Source organism: Cellulomonas denverensis (assembly GCF_012396125.1).
Lineage (GTDB): Bacteria > Actinomycetota > Actinomycetes > Actinomycetales > Cellulomonadaceae > Cellulomonas > Cellulomonas denverensis.
In genome coordinates, this window is the sequence record NZ_JAAXOX010000003.1 from 69,039 (window position 1) to 85,010 (window position 15,972).

Sequence of the window (15,972 nt, forward strand, 5' to 3'; positions counted from 1 at the left end):
TCTACCGTCACGGCCAACCTGGACTCCGTCGAAAGGCCGCATCGTGCGTACCCGCTCCCTCCTCCCCGTCGCCGCGGTGTGCGGTCTCGCCCTGGCCCTGACCGGCTGTGGCGGCGACGACGACCCCCAGCCCCGTGACCGCGCCACCACCGAGGCCGCCGCCGACCCGGAGACCACCCGCCCGGTCGCCCCGTCGCCCAGCCCGCTGCCGGAGGAGACCCCGGTCAGCGCCGACCCCGGTGACCGGGTGCAGCCGGGCCAGGTGGTGGAGAACGGCGAGTGGATCACCTACGACTGGGTCGGCTACGACGACTCCCGGGCGGTGCTGCAGACCCGGCTGACCGGCGTCACCCCGGCCTCCGAGGCGGAGATGGCCGAGATCGTCGCCGAGAACCCCGACTTCGCCGGGTACCAGGTGATCTGGGTGACCTGGGAGACCCGCAAGGTCTCCGGCGACGACATCGAGTACGACTCCAACGGCTCGGACTTCACCCCCGCCACCACCGAGGGCACCGCCTCGCAGAGCGCCTGGTCGATCGGCGGCAGCTGCAACTCCGGGCTGTTCGACGAGGAGTTCGACCAGGGCACCGGGGTGTCCGAGGGCTGTGCGATGGGCATCGAGGTCCAGGGCGGCCAGCAGGTCGGTGGGCTGCTGTACACCGGTCCGGCCGCCCAGGACGACAACCCGTTCGACGAGTACCACGGCAGCCCGGTCTTCCTCAAGGGCTGACCGGATTCACCCTGGCGTCCGGCCGCGCGCCGGGTGACACTGACCCCCACGCCGCGACGTCGAGGGGGGTGGGCCGGTGCCGACCGACCGGACGCTGGCACGCACCCGGGCCGCCCACGAGCGGTTCCTGACCACCGGTGCCGCCCCGGACGTCCGCCCGCTGGTGGCCGAGTCCTGGCGGCGCAGTCTGCGCGGCGGGGTGGATCCGGAGCTGCCCGGGCCGCCGGTGGTGCTCAGCGAGGCCGAGCTGCGCCGGCACCGGGACCAGCACCCGCTGCGGCACGCGCTGCCGGTGGTGCGGGGGCTGCTCCTGGACGCGGCGGTCAGCGAGGAGTTCCTGGTCGCGCTCACCGACGCCGACGGCCGGCTGCTCTGGATCGCCGGGGACACCCGGGTCCGCCGGGCGGTGGAACGGGTCGGCTTCGTCGAGGGGGCGGCCTGGGCCGAGCGGCAGGCCGGCACCAACGCGCCGGGCACCGCCTTGGCCACCGGGTCGACGGTGCAGGTGCGCGGGGCCGAGCACTTCAGCCGGGCGGTGCAGCCGTGGAGTTGCACCGCGGCCGTGCTGCGCGGACCGGACGGCCGGGTGCTGGGCGCCCTGGACGTGACCGGGCGGGACGGCGCGGCCTCGCTGCTGATGTTGTCCCTGGTCCGGGCGACCGCGACCGCGGTGGAGTCCGAGTTGCGCGCCCTGGATGCGCTGCGCCACCCGGTCGCCGGCACCGCCCGGCTGGAACTGCTGCGCCCGGACTCCGGGGTGCTGCACGGCCCCGGTCCGGGCGCCCGCGCCCTGTCGCTGCGGCACGCCGAACTGCTCCTGCTGCTGGCCGAGCACCCCCGGGGCCTGCGCGCGGAGGAACTGGCGGTGCTGCTGCACCCGGGGGCGATGTCCGACGTGGCGGTCCGGGCCGAGGTGTCCCGGCTGCGCCGGGTGGTCGGCCCGCTGCTGGACCGGTCGCGGCCCTACCGGTTGGCGGCCGAGCTGGACACCGACGTCGCGGCGGTCCGGTCCGGGCTGGCAGCGGGGGAGGTGCGCTCGGCGCTGGACCGCTACCCCGGGCCGGTGCTGCCCCGCTCCCGGGCGCCGGGGGTGGAGGCGGTGCGCGAGTCGCTGGCCGCGGACGTCCGGGCCGCCGTGCTGCACACCGCGGACCCGGTGCTGCTGGAACGCTGGCTGGACCGGGACGAGGGGGTGGACGACTGGGCCGCCTGGGAGCTGCTGGCCCGGTCCAGCGCCCCCGGGTCGGTGTCCCGGGCCCGGGCCACCGGCCGGCTGGACCTGCTGCGGCGCCGACTGGGCCTGCGCTGACCTCGCTGACCTCGCTGACCTGCGGTGCAACGCGATTGCAACCCTGGGCGACCTAGCGTGCCGGGCACGGCGCACCGCAACGACGCGGTGCCCGGTGACCCTGCACGGAGGCATGCAGATGACCGTCTACGCAGCGCCGGGACAGCCCGGCAGCCCCGCGACCTACCGCGAGCGCTACGACCACTGGATCGGCGGGGAGTACGTCGCCCCGGCGTCCGGCCGCTACTTCGAGAACCCGTCGCCGGTGACCGGCCGGACCTTCACCGAGGTGGCGCGCGGTGACGCCGACGACATCGAGCGGGCGCTGGACGCCGCTCACGGTGCCGCCCGGACCTGGGGCAGGACCACGGCCACCGAGCGGGCGGTGATCCTGAACCGGATCGCCGACCGGATGGAGCAGAACCTGGAGTTGCTCGCGGTCGCCGAGACCTGGGAGAACGGCAAGCCGGTCCGGGAGACCCTGGCCGCCGATCTGCCGCTGGCGGTGGACCACTTCCGGTACTTCGCCGGGGCGGTCCGGGCCCAGGAGGGGTCGATCTCCGAGATCGACGAGGACACCATCGCCTACCACTTCCACGAGCCGCTGGGCGTGGTCGGCCAGATCATCCCGTGGAACTTCCCGATCCTGATGGCGGTGTGGAAGCTGGCTCCCGCGCTGGCGGCCGGGAACACGGTGGTGCTCAAGCCGGCCGAGCAGACCCCGACCTCGATCCTGGTCCTGATGGAGTTGATCGCCGACCTGTTGCCGCCGGGGGTGGTCAACGTGGTCAACGGCTTCGGGGTGGAGGCGGGCAAGCCGCTGGCGTCCAGCCCGCGGATCCGCAAGATCGCCTTCACCGGGGAGACCACCACCGGGCGGCTGATCATGCAGTACGCCAGTCAGAACATCATCCCGGTCACCCTGGAGCTGGGCGGCAAGAGCCCGAACATCTTCTTCGAGGACGTGGCGCGGGCCAAGGACGACTTCTACGACAAGGCGCTGGAGGGCTTCACCATGTTCGCCCTCAACCAGGGCGAGGTGTGCACCTGCCCGTCCCGGGCGCTGATCCAGGAGTCGATCTACGACGGCTTCCTGACCGACGCGATCGCCCGCACCGAGGCGGTCAAGCAGGGCAACCCGCTGGACACCGACACGATGATCGGCGCGCAGGCCTCCAACGACCAGCTGGAGAAGATCCTGTCCTACATCGACATCGGCAAGGCCGAGGGCGCCAAGGTGCTCACCGGCGGTCACCGGGCCGAGCTGGACGGCGACCTGGCCGGCGGGTACTACGTGACCCCGACCATCTTCGAGGGCAAGAACTCGATGCGGATCTTCCAGGAGGAGATCTTCGGCCCGGTGGTCGCGGTGACGTCGTTCTCGGACTACTCGGACGCCATCCACACCGCGAACGACACCCTGTACGGGCTGGGCGCGGGGGTGTGGTCCCGGGAGGGCTCGATCGCCTACCGGGCCGGCCGGGACATCGAGGCCGGGCGGGTGTGGACCAACTGCTACCACGCCTACCCCGCGGCGGCGGCCTTCGGCGGCTACAAGGGCTCCGGCGTCGGCCGGGAGAACCACAAGATGATGCTCGACCACTACCAGCAGACCAAGAACCTGCTGGTGTCCTACTCCGCGCAGAAGCTCGGCTTCTTCTGACCGGCGCCCCGTGGGCCCCGGGGAGACCGGGGCCCACGGGGGAGGGAGACACCATGAGCAGGGTCGATCACACCCCAGCCGCCGCCGACATGCTCCGGCGGCTGCGCGAGCAGCACGGCGACCTGATGTTCCACCAGTCCGGCGGCTGCTGCGACGGGTCCTCGCCGATGTGCTACCCGGCGGGGGAGTTCCTGACCGGCGACGCCGACGTCCAACTGGGCGACCTGGACCTGGGCGACTTCCGGGTGCCGGTCTGGATGAGCCGGAACCAGTTCGCCTACTGGCGGCACACCCACCTGACCATCGACGTGGTGCCCGGCCGGGGTGCCGGGTTCTCGCTGGAGGCGCCGGAGGGGGTGCGGTTCCTGATCCGGTCCCGGCTGCTCACCGACGACGAGTGGGCGGAGCAGGAGGAAGGTCAGCGCCCCGCGCCCATGTGACGGGCCCCGCGCATCCCGAACACCGCCGCCGGCCCGATGGTGGAACCGGGTCCGGGATAGGTGCGGCCCATCACGGTGGCGGAGGTGTTGCCCGCGGCGTACAGCCCCTCGATTACCGAGCCGTCCTCGCGCAGCACCTGGGCGTCGCCGTCGGTGACCACCCCGCCCTTGGTGCCGAGGTCGCCGATCACCACCCGGTAGGCCAGAAACGGTGCGCGCTCCAGCGGGCCGAGGCAGGGGTTGGGCCGCACGGTGGGGTCGCCGTAGTACCGGTCGTAGGCGGAGTTGCCGCGGCCGAAGTCGCCGTCCACCCCGGCCCGGGCCTGGGCGTTGAACCGGTCGACCGTGGCGCGCAGGGCGGCCGGGTCGATCCCGGTCCGGCGGGCCAGTTCGTCCAGGCTGCCGGCCTTGATCATGATCCCGGCCTCGCGCATCGCCTTGGTCGCCCGCGGGTCCATCGCGAACGTCCGCAGGTAGCGCAGGGTGTAGCGGTGGTCGGTGATCAACCAGTAGGCGCCGTCCTTGTCGTGCTCGAGCATGTGGTGGCCCAGGTCCACGTAGGACTCGGACTCGTTCGCGAACCGGGCACCGGCGGCGTCCACCATCAGCGAGTACGGCATCGACCGTTCCCCCACGATGAACGAGGGCTGACCGCCGGGCGGCGCGGCGATCGACGCACCCCACCAGGCGTCGTCCATCAGTTCCAGCGCCGCCCCGTGCTGCCGGGCGATGTCGATCACCGCACCCTGGTTGGCCGGGTTGCCGGAGGGTGCGCCGTCGATGCCGTGGTACTTCTGCCGCCACTCGGGGTTGGACTCGAAGCCACCGGCGGCCAGCATCACGCCGAGCCGGGCGTGCACCGTGGTGCTCACCCCGTCGCGCCGGACCCGGACCCCGGTCACCCGGCCGTCCTCGATCACCAGGTCCTCCAGCGGGCTGTCCAGCCACAGCGGCACCCCGCCGCGCTGCACCACCGCGTGCAGGAAGGAGGTGGCCAGCCCGGCGCCGATCCCGGTCAGCCGCTGACCGCGCACCAGACCGCCGAGCGCCCGGAACACGAACTGCGCGCCACGCACGAACCCGCCCGGCGTGGACCAGGCCCGGCCGAGCAGCCACACGTCGTCGGTCTTGGCCGGCAGCGGCACCGCCCCGCGCAGGGTGTCCCACCACTCGCCGATGATCTTGCTGTCGATCGGCCGGACCTCCACCGCGCGGCCGATCTTCCCGCCGGGCAGCTCGGGGTAGTAGTCCGGGTAGTCGGTCGCCCGGACGAAGCGCATGCCGTGCCGGTGCGCGGTGCGCAGGAAGTCGTCCACGCCGTCCACGAACGCCTCGTGCCGGGCCCGGTCCGAGGCACGCCCCGGTTCGCCGACCGTGGCGGCCAGGTAGGCCAGCGCCTCGTCCCGGGAGTCGGCGACGCCGTCGGCCCGCATCAGCGGGTTGTCCGGCAGCCACAGTCCGCCGCCGGACATCGCGGTCGACCCGCCCCACTGCGGCGACCCCTCGACCATCAATACCCGCAGGCCCTGGTCGAGGGCGCCGAGCGCGGTGGCGAAGCCTGCCCCGCCCGAGCCGATCACGACGACGTCGTAGTGCTGGTCCGCTTGCTGCGTGCTCACACTCATGGGGCGCCCCTCCGTAGACCGGACAACCCTGTCCGGATGGCTAGGCTGCCAGCATGACCACCACCGCCGGTCGCGTCAATCGTGGGCCCGCCGCTGCTGCCGGGAACCGGGAGGCCTTGCTGGCCGCCGCCCGCCGACTGTTCGCCGCCCGCGGGTATCACGTGCCGCTGTCCGCGATCGCCCGGGAGGCCGGCGTCGGCCAGGGCGTGCTCTACCGGCACTTCCCGACCCGGATCGACCTGGCACTGGCGGTCTTCGAGCAGAACTTCGCCGAGCTGGACCAGATCGCCGCCGACCCCGGCCCGGACGCCTTCGGCCGGCTCTGGGACCGGCTGATCGACCTGATCCTGACCGACACTGCGGTGATCGAGCTGGTGATCGACGCCCGCCGCACCCTGCCCGGCTACGAGGGCGACCGGCGGCTGGCGGGACTGGTCGCCCGGACCCTGCCCGCGGCGCTCGCGGCCGGCCTGGTGCCCGACCGGCTCGGCGTGCCCGAGGTGATGCTGGTGCTGCGGATGGTGGTCGGCGTGGTGGTGACCGCCGCGGACGACCCCCGGGAGGCGGTCCGGGCCGCGCTCGCGCTGACCCCGCTCGGCCCGGCCCCGCTCAGACCGGCTCCGCCGCCAGCCTGATCCGGTGGTGCGGCAGCGTGACCGGACCCGGCTCCGCCGCCAGGTCCGGGTGGGTGAGCGGCGACCACCGGGTGTCCCGGACCATCGCGGCCAGCAGCGGGGCCATCGTGTCCACCACCACGTCCCGGCCCGGGCAGATCGCCGGGCCCGCGCTGAACGACAGGTCCACCGGCTCGGCGGCCCGGTGCAGGTAGGCGCTGATCAGCGCCACGCCGGTGCCCGGGTCGAGGGTGGTCCGACCCCACCGGGTGGCGGCGGTGGCGTCCCGCAGGATGACCAGGGTGGTCGGCCAGCGGTGCAGCGCCGCCCGGATCGCGTCGGCGGCGGCCTGCTGCCGGTGACCGGGCTGGTGCTCGGCCTCGTGCCGCACCGCGTCCTGCCGCTCCGGGTCGGCGGCGAGCACCGCGAGTGCGCGCCACAGGGTGATCCGGGCGGCGTCGTAGGCGAACAGCCAGTGCGGCACCTGGGTGGCGGCGAAGGCCGGTGACCCACCGTGCAGCAGCCCGGCCCCGGCCAGGCTGGTCGCCGGTGCGGTGTGCAGGTGGTCCAGCAGCCGCCGGGTGAACCGGGCCCGCCGCCGCCGGTCCAGCGGCCGGGCGAAGGCCAGATTGGCCCGGGACCGTAGCCGGTTCAGGTCGTCGGTCAGGGCGGTGTCCGGCCGGGCGCCGGGGCCGAGCACCAGCTCGCGCACGGTGGCCCACAGCGGCCCGTCCGCCTGCTGCCAGCCGAGTTCCCCGCTGCGGCGGGCGGTGGCGGCGAGCTCGGCGCCGTCCCGCTGTGCCACCGCCACCAGGGTGGCCGCCGCCTGGTGCAGGCCGCCGGGTTGTAGGGCCGCCTCGTTCCACTCCCGCAGCGCGGGCCGGTCGTCCTGGTCGCTGATCAGCACCGCCCGGGGCTGGAAGTGCCGCAACGCGGACCGCTTCTCCCCGGACGCCGGGGTGAAGGGTTCCGGTGTGGCGTCCAGCACGTCCCGGGCGTCGTCCGGGTGCAGCGGCAGCAGCAGGGTGCGCGGGCCGAGCCGGACCAGCAGCGGCCGCCGGTCGTAGCGCTCGGCCAGCCGGTCCAGCAGCCGCACCGCCGCGCTCTCCCAGCCCAGGCGGTCGGCGACGGTGACCACCGGTCCACGCCGGATGATCGGGCCCTCGGCGATCAGCGGGACCAGCACCCGCGCGGTGAGCACGGCGCCGGCCCGCGCGGACAGCCGGACCGGGGTGCGCGGGGAGGTGAACGGGGGCATGGAACTCCTTGGAGCGGTTGTCTGGACCGACCGGCAGGCCTAGCGTCGGGGGTTCACGCAGAGTCGGTCGTCACCCACGGACTCCGCCTGCAGAAAGGGCGAGAGACCCATGAACGATCGGACGCGTCCGCGCGCCGCCGAGACCGCCGCCAGCGGCTGTCATTTCGCGATCGACCTGGCGGCCGAACGCTGGTGGTGGAACGACGAGTGCTTCCGCCTGCTCGGCTTCGAGCCCGGCGACGTGCTGCCCACCACCGGTCTGGTGCGTGCGCATACCGAGGCCGAGGACCGGACCCGGTGGCGGGACGCCCTGGACCACTGGGGCCGCTCGGCCGACACCTGGGCCTCGGTGGTCACGATGGTGGACGCGCGCCGCCGCCGGTTCGAGGCGCTGGTGGTCGGCTCGGCCGACGCGCCGGGCGGCCGGGTGGACGGCTACTTGGTGGACATGTCGGCACCGATCCGGGTGATGGCCTCGGCGGAGGCGTCCCGGCAGATCAAGGAGGCCACCGCCAGCTACGCGACCATCGAGCAGGCCAAGGGCATCCTGGCCGCGATGACCGGGCGTTCGGTGGCCGACAGCTTCCTGCTGCTGCGGCAGACCTCGATGGACCGGAACATCCCGCTGCGGGTGCTCGCCGCGGGGGTGGTCGAGGCGGCCGCGCGGGGTGAGCTGGCCGAACTGGGCCTGGACTCGCCGCTGCTGGGTGGTCACGGCCGGACCGTGGAGGCGGTGGCGACCCCGAGTGTGCGGGCCCGCCTGGAACGGCGCACCGCCGCCACCGAGCCGCCGATGGGCCCGGGCGCCCGGCGCCGCGACCGCAGCTACGACCTGCTGCGCGCCTGAGCGGGCACGTCCGGGCCGGTCCGGCATCCCACCGGACCGGCCTGGACGCTCCTCGCGGCGGCTGCTACGGATGGAGCACCGCCCGCAGGCAGCCGTCGTCCTTGTGCTGGAACAGCCGATAGGCCTCCGGCCCCTGGCCGAGCGCCAGCTCGTGGGTGGCCAGCCGCTCGGCATCCAGCTCGCCGGAGGCCATCAGTTCCAGCAGCGTCGGCACGTACCGCTGCCCGTGCACCTGCGAACTGCGCACGGTCAGCCCCTTGTTCATCAGCGCGCCCAGCGGGAACCGGTTCGCCCAGCCCGCGAACACCCCGAGGATCACCACGGTGCCACCCTTGCGGCAGTGGTAGATCGTCTCGCGCACCGCGGTCGGCCGCTCGGTCTGCACCCGCAGCGCCTGGCCGGCCCGGTCCACCGCGGCCTGCACACCGGTGTCGGCGGCGGCCTCCATCCCGACCGCCTCGATCGCGACATCCGGTCCCCGGCCCGCGGTCAGTTCCAGCAGGCCCTCGCCGGCGTCCCGCGGGTGCAGGGTCGGCACCCCCAGCCAGTCCTCGGCGAACCGCCGCCGGTCCTCCCGCGGCTCGATGATCGCCACCTGGGCGGCGCCCCGGATCTGGGCCGAGCGGGCCGCCATCAGGCCGACCCCGCCCGCCCCCCACACCGCGACGGTGTCGCCCGGGCCGACCTCGCCCAGGTCGGCGCCCATCCAGCCGGTGGCGGCGGCGTCGGAGGCGAACAGCGCCCGCAGTTCGGGGATCTCCTCCGGCACCGGGAACGCCCCGACGTCGGCATAGGGCACCCGGACGTACTCGGCGTGCGAGCCGCCGTAGCCGCCCATCGCGTGCGAGTAGCCGAAGCAGCCGCCGGGGGCGAATCCCCACAGTGCCTCGGTGATGCCCGGGTTCGGGTTGCCGTTGTCGCACAGCGAGAAGTTGCCCTGCCGGCACTGCCAGCACGAGCCGCAGGCGACGAAGGAGCTGACCACCACCCGCTCGCCGACCCGGCGGTCCCGGACCTGAGAGCCGACCTCGACCACCTCGCCGATGAACTCGTGGCCCAGCACGTCGCCGTGCCGCATGAACGGCACGTACCCGGCCAGCAGGTGCAGGTCCGAGCCGCAGGTCACCGTCGAGGTGACCCGCACGATCGCGTCGGTCGGCCGGAGCAGCTCCGGGTCGGGCACGGTCTGCACCGCCAGGGAGTTCACCCCGGTCCAGGTCAGCGCCTTCACAGTCGTCCCCTCCGTCCGGCCTGGGAGATCGCCAGATCCAGCAGCTTCCCGCCGGGGGTGGCGGGGCGGTCGCCGGTGTCGTCCGGCGGCAGGGTGTGGCCGGTCTCCAGCACCTGCTTGAGCAGGCGGAGCTGTTGGCGGGTGTCCGGGCCCGCGGCGGACGGCCGCAGTTCGGTGCCGCGGTCGCCGGGGGCGGGGGTGCGGCGACAGGCGTCCAGCAGGTCACGGTGCTCGGCGGACAGGCCGTCCCGCCGGGCGTCCAGCTCCTCGCCGGACAGCAGCACGGTGATCGCCGGCGGCCGGTCGAGGTGCTGCGGCGGCTGCGGCAGCCGGGCCCGCAGCCGCGCGCCCGCAACGGCGGCGGTGGAGGCCACCGCCGCCGTGGTCAGCAGGGTCCGGGCGCGCACGCTCACTCCTTGTGGAAGGCGTCCTGGACCTTGCCGGCCGCCTTCTCGATCGGGTTGGGCGTGCCGGTGGTGCCGTACAGCCGGGCGTCCGGCGTGGTGGGCGGCGGGGCGGGCACGCCCTCGGGCGGCTCGGGGACGTAGCTGAACTCGCCCTTGCCGTCCGGGGTCGGACCGGAGGCCCAGCTGCCCTGGTCCGCCTCGGTGCCGTTGGAGAAGTTGATGTACTGGTAGGACACCTCGCGGTGCTCCTCGGACAGCGGGAAGTTGGACGGGGTCGGCAGCCCCTCCAGCCCTTCCTCCTGCAGCTCCCGGGCCGCGGCGATCCACTGGTTCTGGTGCATGGTGTCCCGGGCCAGCAGGAAGGCGAGCATGTCCCGCACACCGGGGTCGTCGGTCATGTGGTAGAGCCGGGCGACCTGGATCCGGCCCTGCATCTCGGCATTGGCGTTGGCGGTGAAGTCGGCCAGCAGGTTGCCGCTGGCGGTGACGTAGCCCGCCGACCACGGGTTGCCGTTGGAGTCGACCGGCCGCGCGCCGGCACCGGCCACGATGGCGTGCTGCGGGTCGGTGCCGCCGATGATCGCGGCGACGGTCGGGTCGTCCTGGACGGCACCCTCGACCACGCCGAGCGGAGCCTTCTCCAGCAACTGGGCGATCATCGTCGCCAGCATCTCGACGTGGCCGAACTCCTCGGCCCCGATGCCGTAGAGCAGGTCCCGGTACTTGCCGGGCAGATGGCTGTTCCAGGACTGGAAGCCGTACTGCATGGCGACGGTGATCTCGCCGTACTGGCCGCCCAGCACCTCCTGGAGTTTGCGGGCGTACACCGCGTCCGGCTTCTCCGGGCTGGCCTTGAACTGCAGTTCCTGACGGTGGAAGAACATGGAGCCCCCTGTCGGGGAGGGGTCGCCGACGCATCGGCGACCTGCCGACATGCGCCTGGACTCGACGCGCCACCGCCAGTCTGTGCCGGGCCGGGTCCAGGCGCATGTCGAGCGGTCAGCTCCGGATGAACTCCAGCAGGTCGGCGTCGAAGGCGGTCCGGTAGGCGCCGTACACCCCGTGCGGGGCGCCCGGGTAGACCTTCAGCGTGCCGTGGGCCACCAGCTCGATCGCCTTCTGTGCGGCGTCGTGGATCGGCACGATCTGGTCGTCGTCACCGTGCGCGATCAGGATCGGCACGTCCAGCGCCCTGAGGTCCTCGGTGAAGTCGGTCTCGGAGAACGCCTTCACGCACTCGTAGGCGTTGTGCAGCCCGGCGGCCATGCCCAGTCGCCAGAACTGCTCGCGGGCGCCCTCGGAGACCTGCGACCCCTCCCGGTTCGCGCCGAAGAACGGGTACGCCAGGTCGCGGTAGAACTGCGAGGCGTCGGCCAGCAGCCCGGCCCGGATGTCGTCGAAGGCGGACAGCGGGGTGCCCTCCGGGTTCGACCCGGACTGCACCATCACCGGCGGCACCGCACCCGCGGTCACCACCTTGGTCACCCGGCCCTGACCGTGCCGGGCGGCGTACCGCACCGCCTCGCCGCCGCCGGTGGAGTGCCCGACCACCACCAGGTCGCGCAGGTCCAGGTGGTCGACCAGCTCGGCGAGGTCCCGGGCGTAGGTGTCCATGTCGTTGCCGGCGAACGGCTGGTCCGACCGGCCGTGGCCGCGGCGGTCGTGCGCGATGGCGCGGTAGCCGTGGTCGGCGAGCAGCTTCAGCTCGACGTCCCAGGCATCACCGGACAGCGGCCAGCCGTGGCTGAGCACGACCGGGCGGCCGGTGCCCCAGTCACGGTAGAAGAGCTGCGTCCCGTCGGAGGTGGTGAAGTACGGCATCCGGAATCTCCCTGGTGTCCAATTCTGGGCGATACAGCCCGGATTGGAAGGTATGCCCGGATTGTTGCGAACACCAGAGGCCCGGGGTGGCCAGGTGGTGAACACCGGGCCACCCCGGGGCCGGTCAGCCCTCGGCCAGGAGGGCGTCGATCTGGCCGAGCGCCTCGGACATCCCCTCGACCATTCCCATCTCGACCAGTTGCCGCATCTGGGCCGCGTCGGCGAACCGGGACACGATGGTCATCCGGCTGCCGGAGCCGGTGGGCTCGATGGCCACCTCGGCCCGGGTGACCGGCATCTGCTCGCTGGGCGTGCCGTCCTCGTCGGCGAAGCCGTCGTCGAAGACGAGCGAACTCGGCGCCTGCACGGCGTGGAACTCCCACCAGCCGGCCGCCTTCTCGCCCTCCGGGCCGGTCATGAAGTACGACGCGCGGCCGCCCGGGCGTAGGTCCAGCTCGGTGAAGGTGGCGGGCCAGGTCGGCGGCCCCCACCAGCGCTCCAGCTGGCGCGGGTCGGACCACAGCCGCCAGACCCGCTCGGGGGTGGCGGCGAACTCGGTCACGATGGTGAGGCTGAGGCTCTGGGTGTCGGGAGTGGCGCTGACGACGGTCATGGGTGGTCCCCTTCGGTGTCGGTCTCGTCCAGGATCTGGCCGAAGCGGTCCATCCGGCCGCGCCAGACCCGTTCGTACTCCTCCAGCAGTGCGGCCGCCGAGCGGATGGTGCCCAGATCGGGGCGCACCAGTTGCTGTCGGCCGCGTCGGTGCTTGGTCACCAGGTGTGCCCGTTCCAGCACGGCGACGTGCTTCTGCACCGCGGCAAAGCTCATCCGGTAGCCCTCGGCGAGGGCCGTGACGGATGCCTCCTCCCGGAGCACCCGGCTGACGATGTCCCGTCGGGTGGCATCGGCCAGGGCGGCGAAGATCCGGTCCGCCTCGGCCTGCTCCAACTGACGTACAACCATGAGGTTGTACGTTACGCCGGGGGTCGCGGGGTGACAAGGGGTAGGGCGACACCGGCGCGGGCGACGTGACATCCTGCGCTGACGCCCATCGCGCACGACGCGTGCGACCGGGCCGAGAGGGGAAGGGGACCATGCCGCGGATCGACGCCCCGACCGTCGCCGAGCACCGCGCGGTCCGCCGGCGGGCGCTGCTGGACGCGGCCCGGGACCTGCTCACCGCCCAGCCGGACCACGTCCCCTCGCTCGCGGAGGTCGGCGCGCGGGCCGGGCTGTCCCGGTCGAGCGTCTACCAGTACTTCACCTCGCGCGAGGACCTGCTGTCCGCAGTGGTGGCCGACTCCTTCCCGCGCTGGCAGCACCGCCTGGACGCCGCGGTGGCGGGCGCCGCCGATCCCCGGGACCGGGTGCTGGCCTTCCTGCGCGCCAACCTCCAGCTGGTCGCCGACGGGGAGCACGCGCTGGCCCGGGCGCTGGTGGTCGCGGCGCCGTCCGAGGACCTGGCGCGGCAGTCGCGGGAGTTCCACGACCGGCTGCTGGAACCGGTCACCCGGGCGCTGGCCGACCTCGGCGCCCCCGACCCGGCCACCATGACCGCGCTGATCGGTGCCCTGCTGCACACGGCGTCGGTGCAGGTCGAGCAGGACGGCGACCTGGACCGGGCCGCCGCCGCCCTGGACGCGCTGGTCGGCGCCTACCTGCACGACCTGGGCCGCGGCTGACCCACCGGCGGTTCAGGCCGGGCCGAGCCGCCCGTCGACCATCTCCAGCACCTGGTCGCAGTGCTCCAGCACGTCATGGTCGTGCGTCACCATCACGGTGGCGACCCCCGAGTCGTGCGTCCGGGCCGCCAACAGCTCCACGATCTCGTGGCTGCGCCGCCGGTCCAGCGCGGCGGTCGGCTCGTCCACCAGCAGCACCGACGGGGCGGCGGCCAGGGCGCGGGCGATGCCCACCCGCTGCCGCTCGCCGCCGGACAGCCGGCCCGGTCGCCGGCGCGCGTGCTCGGCCATCCCGACCGCGCGCAGCAGCTCGATCGGCGGCACCGGGCAGGGCCGGCCGGTGATCCGCTCCACCAGCCGGAGCTGGTCCAGCGCGGTGAGCGCCGGGACCAGGTTGCCGGACTGGAACACGAAGCCGACCCGGTCGCGGCGGAACGCGGTCAGCGCCCGGCCGGTGAGGCCGGTCAGCTCGGTGTCGTCCACCGCCACCGACCCGGAGGTCGGCCGGCTCAGTCCGCCCGCCACGGCCAGCAGGCTGGACTTGCCCGCGCCGGACGGGCCGACGACGGCGATCAACCGGCCGGGTGGCACGGTCAGGTCGACCCGGTCCAGTGCGGTCACCTGCTGGTCGCCGTCGCCGAAGGTGAGTGACACCTCGCGCAGGGCGAGGCCGGTGCGGGTGCGGGTCGCGGTGGTGGTCATCGGTTCTCTCCCAGGGCGGTGACGGGGTCGATCGCGGCGACGCGGGCGGTGGCGGCCATCGCACCGATCAGGCCGAGCCCGACCAGGAGCGCCGCGCCGGTGAGCACGGGTCCGGCCTGCAGGGCGAAGGGCATGTCGGTGCCCTGGAGCAGCGCGCCCAGGCCGACGCCGACCCCCACGCCGGCCGCCACCGAGCCGATCAGCAGGATCCCGGCCTGCCAGACCCCGTCGGCGAGCAGGAAGCGGGTCGAGGCGCCCATTGCCCGCATCACCGCGAGCTCCCGGGTCCGCTGCACGGTCCACAGCGCGAAGAACGCTCCGACCACCAGCGCCGAGATCGCGTACAGGAACACCTGGATCAGCTCCATCGTCATCATCTCGGCGGTGTAGCCGGGCGAGGAGTCGTAGGCGGCCTCGAGGTCGCGCGCCGAGGTTCCGGCGGCGGAGTCGCCGGCCGTCAGATCGATCGCACCGTCCGCCGCGCGCAGGGCGACCACGCTGCCGAGATCGCGGGCGGCGGGGTCGGCCGGGTCACCGGCCATCGTGCCGGCGTGCACCTGCTGCCAGGTCTCCAGCGGGACGAAGGCGACGTCGACGTGCCCGAAGGTCCGCTGATCCGCGGTGAAGCCGACCACCCGCAGCTCGGTGCCCAGGCGGTCGAGGGTGATCACGTCACCGAGCGCGACGCCCTCGTCGCGGGCCGACGCGCTCAGCACCGCCTCACCGGGTCCCGCGAGCGCGGTTCCCTCGGCGGCCCCGGGGTCGACGAACCCGCCAGGCACCACCCCGAACAGAGTGAGGTCCACGGCGGTGCCGTCCTGGTTCTTGGCGTTGACGATCGAGGTGCCGAGCAACTCGGCGGCGGCGACGTCGTCCCGGGCCGCCCAGGTGTCGCGCTGCGCGGTGGTCACCTCCGAGCGGGTGAAGGCGGAGTCGGTGCGGGTGCCCTCGGCGAAGGCGACCGCGTCGATCGGGCTGCGCATCAGCCCGGAGACGCCGTCGACCACCAGCCCGGAGGACAGTCCGGACAGCAACACCATCAGGATCGAGATCAGGCCGACGACGGCGCCCATCAGGCCGAAGCGGATGCGCGCGAAGGCGAGTTCGCGCAAGGCCAGGAACACGGAGGACCTCCGGGGGACGGGAGGCGCATCTTTACCGACACGCTGTCAGCATCATATCGACATCGTGTCGGCATCCATCACCGCCGGGCCGTGGACGCGCCACGCCGGGAGGGGTGCGGCGGACTATTCGCCACAACCACGAGAATCGCCCCGTGTTCATCGTCAGCCTGATCCCCGGCCTGCTGGCCGCCCTGGTGCACGTCTACATCTTCGTGCTGGAGTCCGTGCTCTGGACCGGCCCGACCGCTCGGCGGATCTTCGGCACCACCGAGGACGAGGCCCGGATCACCCGCCCGCTGGCCTTCAACCAGGGGTTCTACAACCTGTTCCTGGCCCTGGTCACCGGCGTGGGCCTGATCTACCAGGCGTCCGGGTGGACCGAGGTCGGCACCGCACTGATGCTGGCCGGCACCGGGTCGATGCTGGCCGCGGCCGTCGTGCTGGCGGCCAGCTCGCCGGACAAGCGGCGCTCGGCGGCGATCCAGGGGTTCTTCCCGCTGATCACCGTCGTGCTGCTGCTGGTGGCGCTGTTCGGCTGAG

Annotated in this window: 18 protein-coding genes; 8 read left to right on the plus strand and 10 right to left on the minus strand. The window is 73.6% G+C overall.

The window, feature by feature from the left end; all coding sequences use genetic code 11:
- Positions 1–43: 43 nt before the first annotated feature.
- The 4 genes from HGA03_RS07100 (at position 44) to HGA03_RS07115 (ending at position 4,121) form a co-directional block, all read left to right on the plus strand.
- The gene (locus HGA03_RS07100; protein ID WP_168629567.1) at positions 44–730 is read left to right on the plus strand and encodes a hypothetical protein; all 687 of its coding nucleotides are present in this window, start codon (positions 44–46) and stop codon (positions 728–730) included.
- A gap of 76 nt (positions 731–806) precedes the next feature.
- Positions 807–2,039: a GAF domain-containing protein gene (locus tag HGA03_RS07105; RefSeq protein WP_168629568.1), complete on the plus strand. Its 1,233-nt coding sequence runs from the start codon at positions 807–809 to the stop codon at positions 2,037–2,039.
- Between the two features lie 118 nt (positions 2,040–2,157).
- Positions 2,158–3,681: an aldehyde dehydrogenase gene (gene adh / locus HGA03_RS07110; RefSeq protein WP_168629569.1), complete on the plus strand. Its 1,524-nt coding sequence runs from the start codon at positions 2,158–2,160 to the stop codon at positions 3,679–3,681.
- A 53-nt stretch (positions 3,682–3,734) separates the two neighbouring features.
- The gene (locus HGA03_RS07115) at positions 3,735–4,121 is read left to right on the plus strand and encodes a DUF779 domain-containing protein (RefSeq protein ID WP_168629570.1); all 387 of its coding nucleotides are present in this window, start codon (positions 3,735–3,737) and stop codon (positions 4,119–4,121) included.
- Here HGA03_RS07115 and HGA03_RS07120 read toward each other — a convergent pair.
- On the minus strand, positions 4,100–5,746 hold the full coding sequence (locus HGA03_RS07120; RefSeq protein ID WP_168629571.1) for an FAD-binding protein: 1,647 nt from the start codon (positions 5,744–5,746) through the stop codon (positions 4,100–4,102). The genes HGA03_RS07115 and HGA03_RS07120 overlap by 22 nt on opposite strands.
- A 53-nt stretch (positions 5,747–5,799) precedes the next feature.
- On the opposite strand from HGA03_RS07120, the gene HGA03_RS18810 reads away from it, so the two are divergent.
- Positions 5,800–6,381, plus strand: coding sequence for a TetR/AcrR family transcriptional regulator (locus tag HGA03_RS18810; protein WP_168629572.1), 582 nt, complete (start codon positions 5,800–5,802; stop codon positions 6,379–6,381).
- Here the strand turns inward: HGA03_RS18810 and HGA03_RS07130 are convergent.
- Entirely contained in the window at positions 6,356–7,618 is a 1,263-nt protein-coding gene (locus HGA03_RS07130; RefSeq protein WP_168629573.1) for a cytochrome P450 family protein, read from the minus strand. The genes HGA03_RS18810 and HGA03_RS07130 overlap by 26 nt on opposite strands.
- 109 nt (positions 7,619–7,727) lie before the next feature.
- On the opposite strand from HGA03_RS07130, the gene HGA03_RS07135 reads away from it, so the two are divergent.
- Positions 7,728–8,465 (plus strand): ANTAR domain-containing protein, encoded by a 738-nt coding sequence (locus tag HGA03_RS07135; RefSeq protein ID WP_168629574.1) that lies wholly within the window; start codon positions 7,728–7,730, stop codon positions 8,463–8,465.
- Positions 8,466–8,529: 64 nt separating this feature from the next.
- On the opposite strand, the gene HGA03_RS07140 is transcribed toward HGA03_RS07135, so the two are convergent.
- From HGA03_RS07140 to HGA03_RS07165, 6 genes are all read right to left on the minus strand, one after another.
- The gene (locus tag HGA03_RS07140) at positions 8,530–9,696 is read right to left on the minus strand and encodes a zinc-dependent alcohol dehydrogenase (protein ID WP_168629575.1); all 1,167 of its coding nucleotides are present in this window, start codon (positions 9,694–9,696) and stop codon (positions 8,530–8,532) included.
- Complete coding sequence (locus tag HGA03_RS07145) at positions 9,693–10,103, minus strand: hypothetical protein (protein WP_168629576.1); 411 nt, start codon at positions 10,101–10,103, stop codon at positions 9,693–9,695. The genes HGA03_RS07140 and HGA03_RS07145 overlap by 4 nt, the downstream gene beginning before the upstream one ends.
- 2 nt (positions 10,104–10,105) lie before the next feature.
- Positions 10,106–10,987, minus strand: a complete 882-nt coding sequence (locus tag HGA03_RS07150; protein WP_168629577.1) for a manganese catalase — start codon at positions 10,985–10,987, stop codon at positions 10,106–10,108.
- Positions 10,988–11,102: 115 nt separating this feature from the next.
- Entirely contained in the window at positions 11,103–11,924 is an 822-nt protein-coding gene (locus tag HGA03_RS07155) for an alpha/beta fold hydrolase (RefSeq protein WP_168629578.1), read from the minus strand.
- A gap of 124 nt (positions 11,925–12,048) precedes the next feature.
- Positions 12,049–12,537, minus strand: coding sequence for an SRPBCC family protein (locus HGA03_RS07160; protein ID WP_168629579.1), 489 nt, complete (start codon positions 12,535–12,537; stop codon positions 12,049–12,051).
- Positions 12,534–12,887, minus strand: coding sequence for an ArsR/SmtB family transcription factor (locus HGA03_RS07165; protein ID WP_168629580.1), 354 nt, complete (start codon positions 12,885–12,887; stop codon positions 12,534–12,536). The genes HGA03_RS07160 and HGA03_RS07165 overlap by 4 nt, the downstream gene beginning before the upstream one ends.
- Before the next feature lie 131 nt (positions 12,888–13,018).
- On the opposite strand from HGA03_RS07165, the gene HGA03_RS07170 reads away from it, so the two are divergent.
- The gene (locus HGA03_RS07170; RefSeq protein ID WP_168629581.1) at positions 13,019–13,606 is read left to right on the plus strand and encodes a TetR/AcrR family transcriptional regulator; all 588 of its coding nucleotides are present in this window, start codon (positions 13,019–13,021) and stop codon (positions 13,604–13,606) included.
- A 12-nt stretch (positions 13,607–13,618) separates the two neighbouring features.
- Here HGA03_RS07170 and HGA03_RS07175 read toward each other — a convergent pair whose 3' ends face one another.
- Entirely contained in the window at positions 13,619–14,308 is a 690-nt protein-coding gene (locus tag HGA03_RS07175) for an ABC transporter ATP-binding protein (protein WP_168629582.1), read from the minus strand.
- Positions 14,305–15,432 (minus strand): ABC transporter permease, encoded by a 1,128-nt coding sequence (locus HGA03_RS07180; RefSeq protein ID WP_203767514.1) that lies wholly within the window; start codon positions 15,430–15,432, stop codon positions 14,305–14,307. Before HGA03_RS07180 ends, HGA03_RS07175 begins: the two co-directional genes overlap by 4 nt.
- Before the next feature lie 152 nt (positions 15,433–15,584).
- On the opposite strand from HGA03_RS07180, the gene HGA03_RS07185 reads away from it, so the two are divergent.
- Positions 15,585–15,971 carry a DUF1304 domain-containing protein gene (locus tag HGA03_RS07185; protein WP_168629583.1) on the plus strand — a complete coding sequence of 129 codons (387 nt, stop codon included), beginning with the start codon at positions 15,585–15,587 and terminating at the stop codon, positions 15,969–15,971.
- The last annotated feature ends 1 nt before the right edge of the window (position 15,972 follow it).